Here is a 15,724-nt window from a genome sequence, read left to right as displayed (position 1 = left end):
TCGAGTACCGACCGCGAACCCGTGGTCGACGCGCAGTTCGATCCGGTCGGTCGTCTCGCCGGCGGCGGGGAGGCGGATGCTGTTCAGCGTGGCCTGGACGGCCGACCGGATGGGGACACGTCGGGGTGTTCGGAGCGACGGAGATATACTCCCCGGCCGATCAGTCGGCCAGTTCCGCCATGTCGAGGGCGTCGAGGCGCTCGGCGGCCGGAATCCCGTCGTCGTCCCACCCGCGGAACGCGTAGTACTCGTCGAGCATCGCGGCGAGTTCCTCCGGCGGGCAGTACATCCCCGCGGCCGGCCCGTCGGGGATAGGCTCGTGCATCACGCGATGGGAGAGCGTGTCCGTCTCCCGGCGCGCGACGCCGCGTTCGACGTTGATCAGGCGTTCGAGGTTGTAAATCCGCTCGCCGATCCGCTCTACCTCGTCGGTCGAGAGTTCCCAGCCCGTCGCCGCGTTGATGGCGTCGCGGTAGCGGTGGGTGACGCGCTTGTCGTAGCCACCCTCGCTCACGAACCGACACTGGGTGAGGGAGTCGCCGAGCGCAGTGAAATGCTGGGTGCGGGCGGCGAAGGCCGGCGTGCCCTCGGTCGTCTCGGCGTGTTCGCCGTCGTACTGGGGCGTCGGCCGGGTGTCGTGGTGGGAGCCGCCGCGGGTCGAGGTGGCGTAGCCGATGCTCATGCCCTTCAGCCCACGCGGCGAGTGGGCGGCGAACTCCAGGCCCTTCACGCCGTGGAGGTAGCGCTCGGCCTCGTCGTCGAGGTCGGCCGCGAGGCGGAACGATCCCTCCGCGAGGCGGTCGCCGAACCCCTCCCGACGAGCCGTTCGGCGTGCGAGTTCCACGAGGCCGTCCGCATCGCCGAAGGCGAGATGCGGCGAGTCGTCGTCGTCGAGGTGGCCCTCGTCGTAACACTCGCGGGCGAACGCGACGCTAACGCCCCACGAGATGGTGTCCATGCCGAGGCGGTCACAGAGGTCGTTGGCCTTGATCACCCGCTCGATGTCGAAGGTGTCGGTCATCGTCGCCGTGCCGAACAGGCTCTCGAACTCCGGAATCTTGGCGTCGACGACGCCCTCGCTCTCGACGGTGACGTGTTTCCCGCAGGCGACGGCGCAGTTCGCACACGTCGTGTCTTCGGTGACGTACTCCTCGCGGATCAGTTCGCCGCTGATCGCCTCGGCCTCCTCGCGGGGCGAGTGCTCGACCCGGTTGTTCTGCCGCCCGAGTTTCCCCATCTCGTTTATCGGGTTGACGAGGCCGGCGGTGCCGTAGTTCTGGAGCATCTCCGTCTCCGCCATCAGTGGCCCCATCCGATCCCCGACGAGGCTCCGGAGGTCGCCGTCGGCAGCCGGTTCGGGCCGGAAGTCACCCTCTTCGATCACGACGGCCTTGACGTTTTTCGATCCGAGGACGGCGCCGGCGCCGCCACGGCCCGCGACCCCCTCGCGCATCTCGGAGTCGTGGAGCAGACAGGCAAAGCGCACGAGGTTCTCGCCGGCGGGACCGGCGGCGATGACGTGCACGTCGTCCTCGGCGTTCGCGGCCGCCAGCGACTCGACTTCGGCACAGGTCTCGTAGGTGCCGAGTCCTGCGAGGTCGGGCGCGGGGACGACTTCGGCCCCCTCGCCGTCGACGTGGACGTACGAGAGTTCGTCGGCGGTGCCGTGCAGGACGATGCTCTCGAAGCCCGTCGTCTTCTGGGCGCGGGGGAAGGTGCCGCCGAACGTGCTGTCGAAGAAGCCGTTCGTCTGCGGGCTGACGAAGCCGACGACGCCCCGACTCGTCGACTGGAAGGGTGTGCCGTTCATCGGCCCGACGGTGAACGCGACGACGTTCGCGGGGTCGAACGGGTCGGCGTCGGCGGGGACGTGATCGTGGACTGCCTTCGCCGCGAAGCCGTTGCCACCGAGGAACCGCCGGGCGTCGGCGGGATCGATGGCCTCGGTATCGTCGTCGTTCTCGTCGAGGTGGACGTGGAGCTCTCGGCCGCCGTAGACGGGGGGCAGGTCGGACGCCGACACGCTACACCCCCTCCGGCGACCCGGGCCGCCGGACGGGCACGGTGATCGTACGTTGCATGGCGGGAAGACGACGCTCCGCGCACAAATCGTTTGCCCGTGTCGCCGACGACACAACGAGACGACCGGCGACAGGTCGATCACCCCGATGCCGACGGGGTCGAAGGCGTCGGGCAGTCGGTCGGCCAGGATTCGCCGGGCAGTCGACCCCGTACAGTGGGCGGCGTCGAAGCGGTTCAGCCGGCCATCGAATCAGTCGACGGGCGCGTGAATCTCCGCTTCGTCGCGGGCGACGACGCAGCCACGCGGTTGTCCGCCAGAATCGTCAGTTCGACCATATGTACCCACTACCCTCGGCGACCGACGGTCCGATCGTGGCACACGTCCACGCTGACCACTGAAATCCTTTTCACTGCCCGAAACTCACCGTCGGTATGGAGTTCGACTTCCTCCGGTCGGTCGGGGTACTGGTCGCGATTACCGCCGTCGCCACGATTGCCCTCACCAACGTGATGGCGCCCGGAACCGTCTTCATGATGGTGTTGCCTTCGATGGTCGCCTTCGCCGTCGTCGCGTTCGCCCTCGGGATGAAACATGGGGAGTACCGTTCCGTTCGGTGACGGCGCGCACGGTCATCCCCGTCGTCCGCCGTGACTGGTCCCCTCGTACGATTTATTATCCGTCGGTACTGGTGGGTCGCCGGACCGTCTCGGCGACCCACCGATACACAGCCATGACGACCCGTATCGACGCGGTCGATTGGATTCGACGGTTGGACGCCAATCGTTTTCCCGGACACGCCACTCCATCGAGTCGTACCGGTCGTCGAATGTGTCGCGCCGGCCGTGTGTACGGATAGGTATGCCACTCGCTCGACTACTCGAACAGTACGTCAGTCTCGGCATCTTCGTCCTCGCTGCGGGGCTCAGCGTCTTCAGCTTCCTCGCGTGGCGGCGGGAACGCGATGGCCGGATGAGAATCGTCACACTCGGGTACGCGATGTTCGCCGTCTACGGACTGATCGTGTTTCTCGAGTATCCGCTGCTCCCGTATATCCCGTACGCGACGCTGGAATTGGTCGAACACGGGAGTTCGGTCCTCATTCTCGGTGGCCTCCTGGCCTTCTTCGTCGCGTTGACGCGTGACTGACCAATGTCGGACCCGGACCTCGAACTGGCGTCGCGGCGGGCCATCTACCAGCGGATAGCCGACACGCCGGGAGTTCACTTTCGCGCGCTACTCGACGAACTCGAGTACGCCCAGGGGACGCTCCAGTATCACCTTCGGTGGCTCGCCGACGAAGGGATCGTCGAAGTCTCGGACGACGGCAAGTACACGCGGTACTACCCGGCCGCCGAGTTCGGCAAAACCGATCGGGCGGTGATGAACGCGCTGCGGCGGGAGTACAGTCGCCGCATCCTCGCATACCTCCTCGCGGACGGCCCGCTCTCGACGACCGAATTGAGCGACCGTCTGGACAAGGCGCAATCGACCGTCTCCTGGCACCTCTCGAAACTCGCCGAGGCCGACCTCGTCACGAAAGAGCGCGACGGCCGGAGCGTCGTCTACGAGGTCAGCGATCCCGATCGGGTCGAGTACCTCTATACGGTTTACCGCCGCTCGTTCACCGACACGGTCGTCGATCGCGTTCTGGGTCTCTGGGACAGCTACTGAGACGGTTTGGTGTGAGTCTTCACCGACGGTTCGCCGGTCCGTCTCGGCGAACCGCCGGTGAACAGTTACACTACTCCGTATGACTCGTCGTCGCGTCCAATGGCGCTCCTCGAAGCACCAACAAGCGCAACAGGAGCACGTAGGCGAGAAACGCCACCGAGGGGCCCAGCAGGGGACGGATCAGTCCCGTCAAGTCGGTGCCGATCGCTGCAGCATGGATCGTCCCGAACGCGAACCCGACGTACGCGAACGAGTGGACGGCGCGTGGCCCCCACGGCCGCTCGAAGCGTTTCGCGTCGGTAAAGCCGAGCACCGCGACGACGAGCGTCAGCAGTGCGCCCACGCCGACGGCCACGCCACCGAGGAAGTACGGCATCGAGTATTCCGGTGCGGGAACCTGTCCGGTGACGACGAACCACGCGTCGAGGACGCCCAGGCCCGCGTGCAGCAGCGTGACGATCATCGCGAACGTGGATAGTTCGATGTGGATGCGTCGAGCGGCGTCGTGGAACACGCCGAACGACTCCGTATTGTAGAGGATACCCGTGAGAACCGCCAGATACAACCCCGAATACGTGACGAGGGCGGCACCGCGGTCGAGGAGCCAGACGAGTTGCGACATTACGTCGCACCCGTCGTTTCGACGACATCGGGACAGCCGTCCGCGTCCTGAAACCCGTTCGTCGTCTCCGGTCGCGTCGGACACCCGTCGTCGGAGTCGTCGATGCCGTCCCCGTCGTAATCGGTGGGGACCTGTCTCGTCGAAACGGTCCGATCGGCGAGGTCGCTTTGCTTCTCTTCGGTCGCCTGGGCGGCACGCACGTCTCCGATCTGCCAGAGGGCGGGGACGGCCACCACCAGGACGACGATCGCCATGGCCGTGATTCGTTGCTTACGTGTCCAGGACATGCGTGTCGAACCCCTCCGTCGTATGAAAGACACCGTCGTGGACGACGAGTGCCTCCAGCCCCTCCCACTCCGCCGCGAGGGCCTTCGTGTCTTCGAGTGAAAGCGCAGCGAGCGTCGTCGCCAGGGCGTCGGCCTCCATGCAGTCTCGGCGTGCGACGACCGTAACGGACTCGTGACGCGCTCCGATCGACTCGGTGGTCGAGTCGTAGATGTGGTCCGTGCCGTCTCGCGAGCGCCGATATCTGCCGGACGTTGCGACGTACCAGTCCGTATCGAGGATCTTCAGCGGCGTGTCGTCGCCGTACGGACTTTCGACGGCGACCGGGCCCGTCGGTGGGGACATATCGCCGCCACCACTGACGAACCCGCGTCGACCGAGACCCGCGAGTGCCTCGCTGGCTCGGTCGACGATGTACCCTTTCGCGAGACCGTTGAGGTCGAGTTCGACGTCGGTAGTGACGTGAGACCCACTGGTTCGGACGGTTCCGGTATCGAACTCCGTTGGAGGTGTGTCACACTCACCGCGTAGGAACGTTTTGAGGTTCCGTTCGACGCGGCCCTGATGGATATCGAACGCCCCGTCGGTTCGGTCGTTGTATTCGAGTCCGCGGCGGACGATACGGGCGACGTGTTCGTTCGCCACCTCGCCGTCGTGGTCGAGCTGGCTGACGGCACTCGCCGCATCGAAGGCATCCAGTTGCGCTTCGAGTGACTCGGCCGTTTCTCGAGCCGCAGTCGCCGCGGCGTCGGCCCGGGCGCCCGTCACGTGGACCCGAAACGTCGTATCACAGCACTCGAACTCGTGGCGTGTGTCTCCGAGCCGTTCGTAGACCGAGGCGGGCGATCCCAGCATCTCGGTCACTCGTCCGCTTCGTGTTCGTCGTGTTCGTCGTCTTCGTCGTCCTCCTCGTACTCCTCATCCTCTTCGTGTTCCTCCTCCTCGTAGCCGGACCGCGTCTGGACTGCCGGGGTGAAGTCCCGATTCGGCGTCGGAGCACCAGCGGCGACCTGTTGTGACGCGTTCGACGCGGTCGGACTCGGTGTGTCGGACTGTGCCCCGGCCTGCGCGAGGCCGCCACCGGGCAGGGCAAGGCCGCCGGCGACGACGACCGTGAGGAGGGCCCCTGCGAGCGTGAACGCGACGAGTTTGTTGGTGGGGACCGGAACGCGCACGATCAGTGACTCCTCCGGTTAGACTCGCTGTCTTCGACGCTTCCGCCGTTTCGTTCTGTCATTGCAACTGGTGGGTGACGACCGCCGTAGTAAGTCGTTCGCGTCCAACCCTCGAATTTTCGTACAGCTATCGAATCGGCGTGGTTCCGTGCGGAGTCGTTCACCACGGGCGGACCCCGCCGTCGACGGAGTCGGCACCGGCAGGCTCGCCCGTGAGCAGTGTGGAGGTGCTCGGTTCACCGGAACGGCCGTTGATTGTCGTCCCGACCCGCGGACGGTCGAGACTGGGCCACCCGGTGTGTGTCGCGATCGTCCACGCCCCTAATCAAGTTTATTTGTATTACATCAACTCTGTTGGGAAGGATTTATGTGATAGCCCCTGCCACCAGATATTGCGGTCGAAAGCAATGAACCCCACATATGGGGTTATAGAGCTGGAGGGTCAACGAGTGACAACTATGGACTGCCCGGACTGCGGGACCGACCGAACACGCGTCGTCGATACCGAGCCCAGTGCCGACGGAGCGTCCGTCCGACGCCGCCGTGAGTGTCGACAGTGTACGTTCCGCTTTACCACCTACGAACGTCCGGAGTGGGATTCCCTCCAGGTGAAAAAACGCGACGGTACCATCGAGCCCTTCGACCGTGCGAAACTTCGCGCGGGCATCGAACGTGCCGTGGAGAAACGCGACGTGTCCGAGACACGCGTGACGAGTCTCGTCGACGACATCGAGAGCACGCTCCAAGGTAGAGAGACGCGCATCGTCTCGTCGAGTCTCGTCGGCGAACACGTCTCCGATAGATTACGCGATATCGACAAGGTCGCGTATATCCGATTCGTCTCGGTCTACAAAGCCTTCTCCGAACCGGAGGAGTTCCTCCGTGAACTCGATGCGGTCCTCGATGCGGAAGTAGACGACTTCGAACCAGCGACGAGAGACGACTGAACACCCAACATATGAGTCAGCAATCCACCGCGACGACACCCGATATCCGATCGATCATCGATCGGGCACGCACAGATCTCGAAACGAACCTAACCACCGCAGACTGGAACGACCTCGTCGCCGAAATCGAACGAAATCTCTACGACGATGCCCCCGCCGACGAGGTGTATCAGGCCGTCGTTCAAGCCCTAACTGCACGAGTGGAACGCGAGCCGAGGCTCAAACGCGTCGCAGCCGCGGTCTTCCGACAGCGATACTACCGGGAGATACTCGGTGACGACCTCACTGGATTCGAGCTCGACCGCGCGTATCGGGAAGCCTTCGTCACGAACCTCCGACGTGCCGTCGACCTCGACCTCCTTGACGAGCGCCTCACGGAACGGTTTGATCTGGATGACCTCGCCGAATATCTCGAACTCGATCGCGACCGGAAGTTCGAATATATGGCGATGGAGACGCTGTACCAGCGGTACTTCCTCAAGACCGAACAGAACGGGGAACACCTCGAACTCCCGCAGGCGTTCTGGATGCGGGTCGCTATGGGGCTCGCGATCCAAGAGGGCGATCCCCAATCGCGGGCCAAGGAGTTCTACGACGTGCTCTCGAAACTGGAGTTCACGCCCTCGACGCCGACACTGTTCCACAGCGGCTCGACCCATCCACAGCTCTCTTCGTGTTACCTGACGACGGTCCAAGACGATTTGGAAGACATCTTCGACTCGTACAAACACCACGCACAGCTTTCGAAGTGGAGCGGCGGGCTCGGCAACGACTGGACGAATCTTCGGTCAGCCGGTGCGCTCATCGAGAGTACTGGCGTCGAGTCGACCGGAGTCGTGCCGTTCCTCCGTATCAGCAACGACGTCACTGCGGCGATCAACCGATCCGGAAAACGGCGCGGGGCTGCGTGTGCGTACCTCGCCTGCTGGCATCTCGATTTCCCTGCGTTTACCGATCTCAAGCGCAACACGGGGGACGAGCGTCGCCGCACGCCGGATATGAACACGGCCGCGTGGATACCGGACCTCTTCATGAAGCGCGTCGAAAACGGCGAGCAGTGGACGCTATTCAGCCCCGACGAGGTCCCGGACCTGCACGACCGCTCCGGTGAGGCGTTCGAAAAGCGATACCGCGAGTACGAACGGCGGGCCGACGAGGGGGAGCTCAGACAGTACGACCGCGTCGATGCCGAGGATCTCTGGCGGAAGATTCTCACGCGACTGTTCGAGACGGGCCACCCGTGGCTGACGTTCAAAGACCCCTGCAACGTTCGCTCTCCACAGGACCACGTCGGGACGGTCCACTCTTCGAATCTCTGCACGGAAATCACGCTCAACACCAGTGCAGACGAGCACGCCGTCTGCAATCTGGGGAGCCTCAACTTCGCGACCCACGTCAGGAACGGCGAACTCGACCGGGAGTACCTCGTAGAGACCATCGAGACGGCAATGCGGATGCTCGACAACGTCGTCGACCTCTGTTTCTACCCGACCGACGAAGCCGAGCGCTCGAATATGCAACATCGGCCGATCGGCCTCGGGACGATGGGCTTTCACGACGCCCTGATGCAACTGGAGATTCCGATGGATTCCGAGGAGGCGGTCGAAAAAGCCAATCGCTGGCAGGAGTTCGTCTCCTACCACGCGCTCCTCAATTCCTCGAAGCTCGCGGCGGAACGCGGCCCGTACCCCTCGTACGAGGGGTCGAAGTGGGACCGCGGCCTACTCCCGCAAGACACCGTCGACCTCTTGGAGGAGGAACGTGGCCGTGAGATTCCGACCGAACGGGAGGAGACGCTCGACTGGTACGTCGTTCGCGAACACATCGAAGAACATGGAATGCGGAACTCGAACACGATGGCCATCGCCCCGACGGCGACCGTCTCGACCATCAACGGGACGACGCCCTCGATCGAGCCCCTCTACTCCAATCTATACGTGAAGTCGAATATGTCGGGTGATTTCACGATCATCAACGACCAACTCGTCGAGGACTTGCGAGAACTGGGCCTCTGGGACGAGGAGATGATCGACCGCATCAAGTACCACGACGGGTCGATTCAGCGGATCGATGCTATCCCGGACGGGCTGAAGCGACTGTACCGAGGGGCCTTCGAGATCGATCCGCGTCATCAGCTTCAGCTGACCGCACACCGACAGACGTGGATCGACCAGTCCGTCTCACACAACGTGTTTTTCCCGTCGACCGACGGGTCCCTCCTCACCGATGTGTACGAGACGGCGTGGGAACTGGGCCTGAAAACGACCTATTACCTCCGAACGCTCGGGGCGTCCCAAATCGAGAAGTCCACGCTGGATATGTCCGAGTACGGGAAGACCCAGCGTCGCGATGACGCCTCGTCCGAGGCCCTCGAATCCGATGGTGGTCACCCAACCGACGAGGGCGACCTCTGTAGAGTCGAGGACCCTACCTGCGAGGCTTGTCAGTAACGGTCGAACGACCTCCGCTCAACCACTACAACGATGCCCATCATAAACAACGACGCCGAACACGACCCGAATAAGATACTCCCGATCGACTACGATTGGGCCCGCGAGTACTACGAAGCCGGTGTGAACAACAACTGGGTGCCGGACGAAATCCCGATGCAAGACGACATCACCCAGTGGAACGGCGACGCCCTCTCGGACGGCGAACGACAGCTCGTGGAGTGGAATCTCGGCTTCTTCTCGACGGCCGAGTCCCTCACCGCGAACAACATCGTCTTGGCGATGTACGACTACGTCACGGCCCCCGAATGCCGTCAGTACCTGCTCCGGCAAGCCTACGAGGAAGCCATCCATACGGACACGTTCATCTACTGTTGTGATTCGCTCGGATTCGACCCCGAGTACCTCTATGGAATGTACGACCGTGTCCCGTCTATTAAACAGAAAGACGAGTTCGTGGTCGACTTGACGCGGGTAATCAACAAGGAGGACTTCACCATCGAAACGGACGAAGACCTCCGCAACTTCCTTCGTGATCTCGTCGGTTTCTACGTCATTATGGAGGGAGTATTCTTCTACGCTGGGTTCGCGATGATGCTCGGCCTGAAACGCCGGAACAAGATGGTCGGCGTCGGCCAACAGTTCGAGTACATCATGCGTGATGAGTCGCTCCACCTCGGGTTCGGCGTGGACCTCATCAACCAGATTCGAACCGAGAATCCCGGCGTCTGGACCGAGCAGTTTGGCGACGAAGTCGTCGACCTGATCACCGAAGCCGTCGAATTGGAGAAGATCTACGCTCACGAGGCGTGTCCGGACGACATCCTCGGGATGAGTTCGGAACAGTTTGCCGAGTACGTCGAACATATCGCCGACCGACGACTCGGACAACTCGATCTGTCCGAACAGTACGGGACTGACAACCCCTTCCCGTGGATGTCCGAGCAGGTCGATCTGAACAAGGAGAAGAACTTCTTCGAGACGCAGGTGACCGAATACCAGAGCGGGGGCAGCCTCGACTGGTAGTCGTCCGGGGGATGTTGAGACTACAGTGGGTATAGCGGGCCTGTAATGCATGGTTTTGGCCGAATCGGGGAACGGAAACTGATTCGGATTGCTCTCCAAACGGCCTATACTGTTGAAAATTCAACCATATACGCGAATTTCGGAGACTTTCGACAGCGTAGCCACTCAGACGCCGGTATACCACGGGTAGAGGTCTTTGCTATCCGATTCCAGTTTCCTTCTTCAGCACCTCCTTGTCGGAGCTTGGGCCGGTATCGACCCGTTTACTCGCCGAATTTCACCACGTCGGCGTAGAAGGTCAGCTCTTCCCTGTCCCACCCGTGCGCTTGATCACGGGTGTTGTAATACCAGCCCGACACGCCTTTGTGGCCTTTGTTCGGGTTCGTGTGGCCGAATATCGCGACCCGTCCCGGTGCATCGCCCGATTTGGGAGGGTAGGCGTACCAGACGGGTTCAGTCTCATTGGACCAGCGGTGTCCTGGGCGCTGCTCAACCGAGAGCTTGTACCGGATCGGTTTCGGGGCGGAGTGCCGGTAGACGGGCACTCTCCCCTCGCCGGGTTCTGTGGAGACGTAGAAGAACGGTTCGGTCAGCAGGCCCCAGCCCCCGCTGGCCATCTCGGATCGGCTCCGGGAGAAGTACCAGCGTTTCGGCTCGGTGACCGAGTAGCCGTTCTTCGGTTTCTTCGTCGAGTACCCGTAGACCGGCGCGATGGTCGGTTCAGGCAGCGACTCGAACCGCTCCGCGTACTCCTCGAACGCCGCGTGGAGTTCCTCCCGACGTTTGTCGTCGTCAGGGAGCTCCCAGATCGGCTGGAGGGGACGGTTGCTGTTCGAGGAGCGGTGGTCGTTGGTGTGCGGGAGCGCGACGACGGCCAGGTTCCCTTCGATGCTCTCGGTCCACTGCTTGTAGGTTCCCTTCTCGATGATCTCGTCGCCGTACTCCTCCTTCCCGCCCCGTGTCACCAGGAGGAGGTGGGAGTGACGCTGCAATTCCCGATGGCGCTCGCGGTACTCGACGGCCGCCTCGGCCTCCACCCGCCCAGTGAGGTATTCGTATGACATTTTAGCTGCCACGTCGATATCCATGTCGTCGCGTATCTCTGCCGTGTTGGTCGTGACCCTGAACTCGGCCTGTGCCCCGATGATCAGACTGCGGAGGAAGTGTGTGCCGTACTTGTCGAACAGGTCCATGGGGGGCATCCGGGTCAAGTCCGACTTGGCCTCGTCGGTGAGCAGGTTCCGGAATCCGCTGGGCAGGCGTAACGTGGCCTTGTGGATGTTATTGTGACGCGAAAGGAAGTACGCCGAGGCGAGCTGCATGTGCGATGTCGCAAACTGGGCGCTGATGGCCCCGCTCAACAACCCGAACCCGACCGCGGACTCCCCCTCGATGCCGACCGACACTGCAAGGTTCCGCTGGTATTCCTGTACGGTTAGTCCCTCAGTATTCGTGAACTCTCCCAGGCCTCTGGGCAGTACGTCCACTCGCTCCCGCTTGTAGTACTTCCGGTCGGTCAGCGTCGAGTCCTCCTCGTACTCTCCGAGGTCGAAGAGGGGTTCCCTCATCGCGTTCGCGTCCGGCAGGTACTCGCCCTCGAAGACGTTGTAGCCGCGTCCAACCTGATCCGTCCCCGGGAGCTTGACCCCGTCACGCCAGCTCTCGAGGTCCTCGGGCGGTTCGTACTCGGAACTCACTCCGGACGCTATCACACTCATGTTAATAGACCTAGATGTCGTACTACTAAATGAACTTACCGTCGGAAAAAGTGGACGAGATATCCACCCGACACCGGGCTGCGAGGTCGAGAACCTACTGGGGTGCCGCAAGCGGCGGAGGGGTGATCGCGCCGGAGTTGCGTATGGAGTTCGTGGCGGTCGTGCGTATCTAACGCGAACGATACGGTTATGCTGTGTGATGACGTACCTATCGGAATTATGAGTCCCCCCGATCAGGCATCCGCCATATAAGAAAGGCCTCTTTCTGCAGCGGGGTCGGGCACGACCGTCGACGCACGAGACCGGTTCACGGGGCCAATGTTCCTGGCCAGGGGATTCGTCAACAGAGCAGCCTATGTGAGACTTCATGCCGAACTCGCCACGGCTCGCCCGGAGTTCGAGCTCTTGGCCGAGCGGACCCGCTCGGAAGACGATTCGTGGGTTGCGTACGGGCGCGAACTGCTGGGGATGGCTGAAGCGGACTTACGTTCGGGCGCCCTAGACGAGGCATGGCGCCATCTCCACACCGCGAAACGGCTCGAAGTCTACGGCCTCGAGAAGCTCGAGGGAACGGACGGTGACCACGACCGTGGCTCGGAACTCAGGACCCGGGCTGCCGTCATCCGGGGGGAGGCACTCGATGTGCTCGGCGACTGGCCGAGGCAGGCGGTGGTCGATCTACTCTGTGACGAGACGGAAGCTCTCAAGGACGAGATCACCGGCCCGGAGCTCCGAGCGGCAAGCCGGATCCTCGACGATCAGTACGAGAGTGTCTACTTGAACCGGAGCGAGCGACAGCGTCAGTTCAACCAACTCGTACTGATGGGTGTGCTCTCCGGACTGACGTTGCTCGCGCTCACGCTGCTCGACTGGGTGTGGAACGGAACGTCGGGACTCACCGGCAGCGTGGCATCTCTGCTCGAAACGCCGTGGGGAGAACCAACGACTGCAACTCCGGGGTTCGCGGTGTTCATGATCATCGCCGGTGTGATGGGTGCGTCCCTGTTCGGTATGCGTTCGCTCAGGAACCGATCACTCTCGACGAAGATCCCTCAACAGATCAATCAGCTCACAGTCACAGGCGCTCGCGGTGTGATTGGAGGGATTTCCGCGCTCCTGTTCTACTTCTTCCTCCAGACGCCCCTGTTGCAGAATGGAGCGATCATCGCGGACGACGTGATTACCGCACCGATGATGGTTGTCATCGGGTTTGCGGCAGGGTACGCAGAGCGGATGGCTCCGAATGTGGTCGCAACGGTCGCGTCGGTAACGGAACCTAGCGAAACTGCGGAGCAGAACTCGAATCAGTAACTTCCGAATGAGAGAGCAAGAATCAGTACCTCACAAAGCATCCTCAGCTAGCTGTTTCTGACGTCCGAGTCCTGTGACGAAGCGGTTGGACTGACGGATTAGGTGAGCGCTCCGACGGATCGACACGGTGACGTCGCCGTCGAGAGCGGTTAGCCGCTGACGCGACGGCGTCGCCACGTTCGAAAATCGGTGTCTCTTCGTTGGTCACTGTTCGTCCTCAACGCTCGGGTGTGACTCGCTGGGCGCGCGTTTGCGCCAGGGCTCCTTGTCCTCTGTGCCAAGTTGGTCGTTGAATAGAGCCGTTGCGCGTTCGTACCCGCTGTATCCGTCGAGTCGCTCGGAGTCGTCGGTCACCGCCCAGTACGTCGCCTTGTGTTTGACCAGACCTCGGTCCTTCAATCGTGAGAGTGCAGTGCTCACCGTTCCCTCGTCGACGCCGATCTGGGAGGCAATTTCGCGAGCCTTGAACGCCCGATCCTCGTTGGCGGCGAGAAATCCGAGGACTTGATCAGGGACCGAAAGATCCGCGAGCTCGTCCTCGCTCGTGTTCTCGAATGTATCTCGGTCGATGGACATCGTTGAAAGGAGGTACGTCATCCGCTGTAAAGAGCGTTAGGAGTGAAAGCTACGTAAACACCGACGAAGAACGAGCCCTGTCGACCACGAAGCACTTCGAGAACCATATGCATTGAGACGACCGGTCTCAACTATTGGTCGTCCGGGGTTCCGTATCGCGATATAGGATTTATCGAGTGCCCGGCGCCGTCGCTACGGCGGTAGTGGACGTGAAAACCGTCGAGAGCCGTGCTACTTGCCGCGTCGCCGGTCGCCGCCGACGCTGGGTCGGGTGTGTTCCGTGCCTTTACCGCGCGTTCGTTGGCCGCGGCCCTTCTTGCCGGCGCTGGTCTTGCCACGGAACGCCCGGCCGCGGTGACTGTCGTCACAGATCCAGTTCAGGTCGTCGTCGTTCCGGATAGCGGGATGCTCGGGGTCGACGAGGATCACCTCGTGCCACTTCTGTGAGCCGTCCTCGCCCACCCAGTAGGAGTTGAGCACGCGGAGGTTGGGGTACTTGCGCGCGGTGCGCTCTTCCGCGATGCGCTGGATGCTCTTGCGGCGACCGATGCGGTTGACGCCCTGGCGCTTCGAGCGGCGACCGGCCTTGAATCGGCGTTTGCGGGCGCCGCCCTTGCGGACCGACGTCCGCGCGACGACGATGCCCTGTTTGGCCTTGTAGCCGAGGTTGCGCGCTTTATCGAGGCGGGTCGGGCGCTCGATGCGCTCGATGGCGCCCTGCTCGCGCCACTCCTGTTTTCGTTGCCACTGCAGTTCGGCGAGAGCCCCGTCGTCGGGGTTCTGCCACGCGTCCCGGATGTGGGAGTAGAAGCTTCGTGCCATGAGTTACCCACGGGCGCTTGCGATTCGGCGCCGCCGAAGTCGGCGGGCTACATGTCGTCCCGACGAGTCGGGTGCCCGCTGGGGCCCGTCAGCCAGCGAGTTGGTCGGTCTACCGCCCGGCTCCGTTTAAGAACTTCGACTCGCCGCGCGCACCGTCTCGAAGTCGCCGGCGACGATGGCGTCGGCCACCCGCCTCGCGTCCACGTCGGGGACGACGGTGGGGTATTTCCGCCGGAAGAAGCCGATCAGATTGCCCACGTCGCGTTCGAGGAGTTCGACGGCGTTTGCGTGATCCGTCGGGACCGACTGCGGCCAGTCGAAGATGGTGATGCCCGACTCCGCGACGGCGACGTTGTGCTCGCTGAGGTCGGCGTGGACCATCCCCGCCGCGTAGGCGTCGGCCACCTCCTCGAGGATCAAATCGAGGACGCCGACGGCCTGTGTCTCTTCGAGTTTCGCGCGCGCGAGTTCGACTCCCTCGAACTTCGTCATCAGGATGGCGTGGCGGTTGTGATCGACCGGCCGGGGCACCGACACGTCGGGGTAGAGGGTTTCGAGGGCGTCGTGTTCGCGTTCGGCCGCCTTGCGCGCGGTGTAGAGCCACGAGACGTGGTTGTGGTCGGCGGTGTACTCGCGTTCCTTGTTCACTTCCCGGAAGTTGGTGTAGCCTTCGCGGTGGAACTTCAGCGCCAGCGGTCGGTAGGACTGGGCCTCGTACACGTCGCTTTCCTTGCCGACGCCGAGAGGCGCACCGACGCCCTCGATGGAGTCACGCTCCGCGAACGTATGGAGCGCGAGCACGTCGTACCCCTCGAAGGTGAGCTGATAGCCTTCGTACTGGATGGTCCGGCGCTGAATCAGGTCCCGTTTCATGCAGCGATCCAGCCGGTAGTCGACCTCCTCGGCCGTCAGATTCGCGTACTCCGGCAGTTTCTCCCGGTTGACCCACTCGCTGAACCGCATCCCCTGCTCGACCCCCGAGAGCAGATAGAAATCCTCGGACGCGAGGTCGGCCACCACGCTGGCGACGTTTTTGACCATACCTCGACTCCGCGACCGAGGGACAAAAGCCCCCCGCGTCGGGCCGTAAATCGCATA

16 protein-coding genes are annotated in these 15,724 nt (G+C 62.8%); 7 read left to right on the top strand and 9 right to left on the bottom strand.

What is annotated here, in order from left to right; genetic code table 11:
- Positions 1-160 precede the first annotated feature (160 nt).
- A complete protein-coding gene (locus HALNA_RS05130) occupies positions 161-2,023 on the bottom strand; it encodes an aldehyde ferredoxin oxidoreductase family protein (protein ID WP_049935318.1) in 1,863 nt (620 codons plus the stop codon).
- Positions 2,024-2,454: 431 nt separating this feature from the next.
- Here HALNA_RS05130 and HALNA_RS05125 point away from each other — a divergent pair, with 431 nt between their 5' ends.
- From HALNA_RS05125 to HALNA_RS05115, 3 genes are all read left to right on the top strand, one after another.
- Positions 2,455-2,640: a DUF7333 family protein gene (locus HALNA_RS05125; RefSeq protein WP_049935317.1), complete on the top strand. Its 186-nt coding sequence runs from the start codon at positions 2,455-2,457 to the stop codon at positions 2,638-2,640.
- A gap of 241 nt (positions 2,641-2,881) precedes the next feature.
- Complete coding sequence (locus HALNA_RS05120) at positions 2,882-3,169, top strand: hypothetical protein (protein ID WP_049935315.1); 288 nt, start codon at positions 2,882-2,884, stop codon at positions 3,167-3,169.
- A 3-nt stretch (positions 3,170-3,172) separates the two neighbouring features.
- The gene (locus HALNA_RS05115; RefSeq protein ID WP_049935314.1) at positions 3,173-3,694 is read left to right on the top strand and encodes a winged helix-turn-helix transcriptional regulator; all 522 of its coding nucleotides are present in this window, start codon (positions 3,173-3,175) and stop codon (positions 3,692-3,694) included.
- A 70-nt stretch (positions 3,695-3,764) separates the two neighbouring features.
- Here HALNA_RS05115 and HALNA_RS05110 read toward each other — a convergent pair whose 3' ends face one another.
- The 4 genes from HALNA_RS05110 to HALNA_RS05095 are packed head-to-tail and all read right to left on the bottom strand — an operon-like array spanning position 3,765 to position 5,776.
- Complete coding sequence (locus HALNA_RS05110; protein WP_049935313.1) at positions 3,765-4,316, bottom strand: hypothetical protein; 552 nt, start codon at positions 4,314-4,316, stop codon at positions 3,765-3,767.
- Positions 4,316-4,570 (bottom strand): hypothetical protein, encoded by a 255-nt coding sequence (locus HALNA_RS05105; protein ID WP_245575998.1) that lies wholly within the window; start codon positions 4,568-4,570, stop codon positions 4,316-4,318. Before HALNA_RS05105 ends, HALNA_RS05110 begins: the two co-directional genes overlap by 1 nt.
- Positions 4,571-4,586: 16 nt before the next feature.
- Complete coding sequence (locus tag HALNA_RS05100; protein ID WP_049937973.1) at positions 4,587-5,456, bottom strand: FAD:protein FMN transferase; 870 nt, start codon at positions 5,454-5,456, stop codon at positions 4,587-4,589.
- 5 nt (positions 5,457-5,461) lie between these two features.
- Positions 5,462-5,776 (bottom strand): hypothetical protein, encoded by a 315-nt coding sequence (locus HALNA_RS05095; protein WP_049935311.1) that lies wholly within the window; start codon positions 5,774-5,776, stop codon positions 5,462-5,464.
- A 458-nt stretch (positions 5,777-6,234) separates the two neighbouring features.
- Between HALNA_RS05095 and nrdR the strand changes: the two genes are divergently transcribed.
- Genes nrdR through HALNA_RS05080 form a run of 3 tightly spaced genes read left to right on the top strand, consistent with a single transcriptional unit; the run spans position 6,235 to position 10,199 of the window.
- A complete protein-coding gene (nrdR, locus tag HALNA_RS05090; RefSeq protein ID WP_049935310.1) occupies positions 6,235-6,723 on the top strand; it encodes a transcriptional regulator NrdR in 489 nt (162 codons plus the stop codon).
- 11 nt (positions 6,724-6,734) lie between these two features.
- Positions 6,735-9,173: a ribonucleoside-diphosphate reductase subunit alpha gene (locus tag HALNA_RS05085; protein ID WP_049935309.1), complete on the top strand. Its 2,439-nt coding sequence runs from the start codon at positions 6,735-6,737 to the stop codon at positions 9,171-9,173.
- A gap of 33 nt (positions 9,174-9,206) precedes the next feature.
- On the top strand, positions 9,207-10,199 hold the full coding sequence (locus HALNA_RS05080) for a ribonucleotide-diphosphate reductase subunit beta (protein ID WP_049935308.1): 993 nt from the start codon (positions 9,207-9,209) through the stop codon (positions 10,197-10,199).
- A gap of 263 nt (positions 10,200-10,462) precedes the next feature.
- Here the strand turns inward: HALNA_RS05080 and HALNA_RS05075 are convergent, their stop codons facing one another.
- Positions 10,463-11,896 carry an MAC/perforin domain-containing protein gene (locus HALNA_RS05075; protein ID WP_049935307.1) on the bottom strand — a complete coding sequence of 478 codons (1,434 nt, stop codon included), beginning with the start codon at positions 11,894-11,896 and terminating at the stop codon, positions 10,463-10,465.
- A gap of 339 nt (positions 11,897-12,235) precedes the next feature.
- On the opposite strand from HALNA_RS05075, the gene HALNA_RS05070 reads away from it, so the two are divergent.
- Positions 12,236-13,228: a hypothetical protein gene (locus tag HALNA_RS05070; RefSeq protein WP_049935306.1), complete on the top strand. Its 993-nt coding sequence runs from the start codon at positions 12,236-12,238 to the stop codon at positions 13,226-13,228.
- A gap of 204 nt (positions 13,229-13,432) precedes the next feature.
- Here the strand turns inward: HALNA_RS05070 and HALNA_RS05065 are convergent, their stop codons facing one another.
- The 3 genes from HALNA_RS05065 to HALNA_RS05055 form a co-directional block, all read right to left on the bottom strand.
- Entirely contained in the window at positions 13,433-13,804 is a 372-nt protein-coding gene (locus HALNA_RS05065; protein ID WP_049935305.1) for a MarR family transcriptional regulator, read from the bottom strand.
- Between the two features lie 231 nt (positions 13,805-14,035).
- The gene (locus tag HALNA_RS05060) at positions 14,036-14,626 is read right to left on the bottom strand and encodes a 50S ribosomal protein L15e (RefSeq protein WP_049935304.1); all 591 of its coding nucleotides are present in this window, start codon (positions 14,624-14,626) and stop codon (positions 14,036-14,038) included.
- A gap of 126 nt (positions 14,627-14,752) precedes the next feature.
- Positions 14,753-15,667: a serine/threonine-protein kinase RIO2 gene (locus HALNA_RS05055; protein ID WP_049935303.1), complete on the bottom strand. Its 915-nt coding sequence runs from the start codon at positions 15,665-15,667 to the stop codon at positions 14,753-14,755.
- Positions 15,668-15,724 lie beyond the last annotated feature (57 nt).

The organism is Haloplanus natans DSM 17983 (genome assembly GCF_000427685.1).
In the GTDB taxonomy this organism is placed as follows: domain Archaea; phylum Halobacteriota; class Halobacteria; order Halobacteriales; family Haloferacaceae; genus Haloplanus; species Haloplanus natans.
This window is presented reverse-complemented; position numbering and strand designations above follow the sequence as displayed.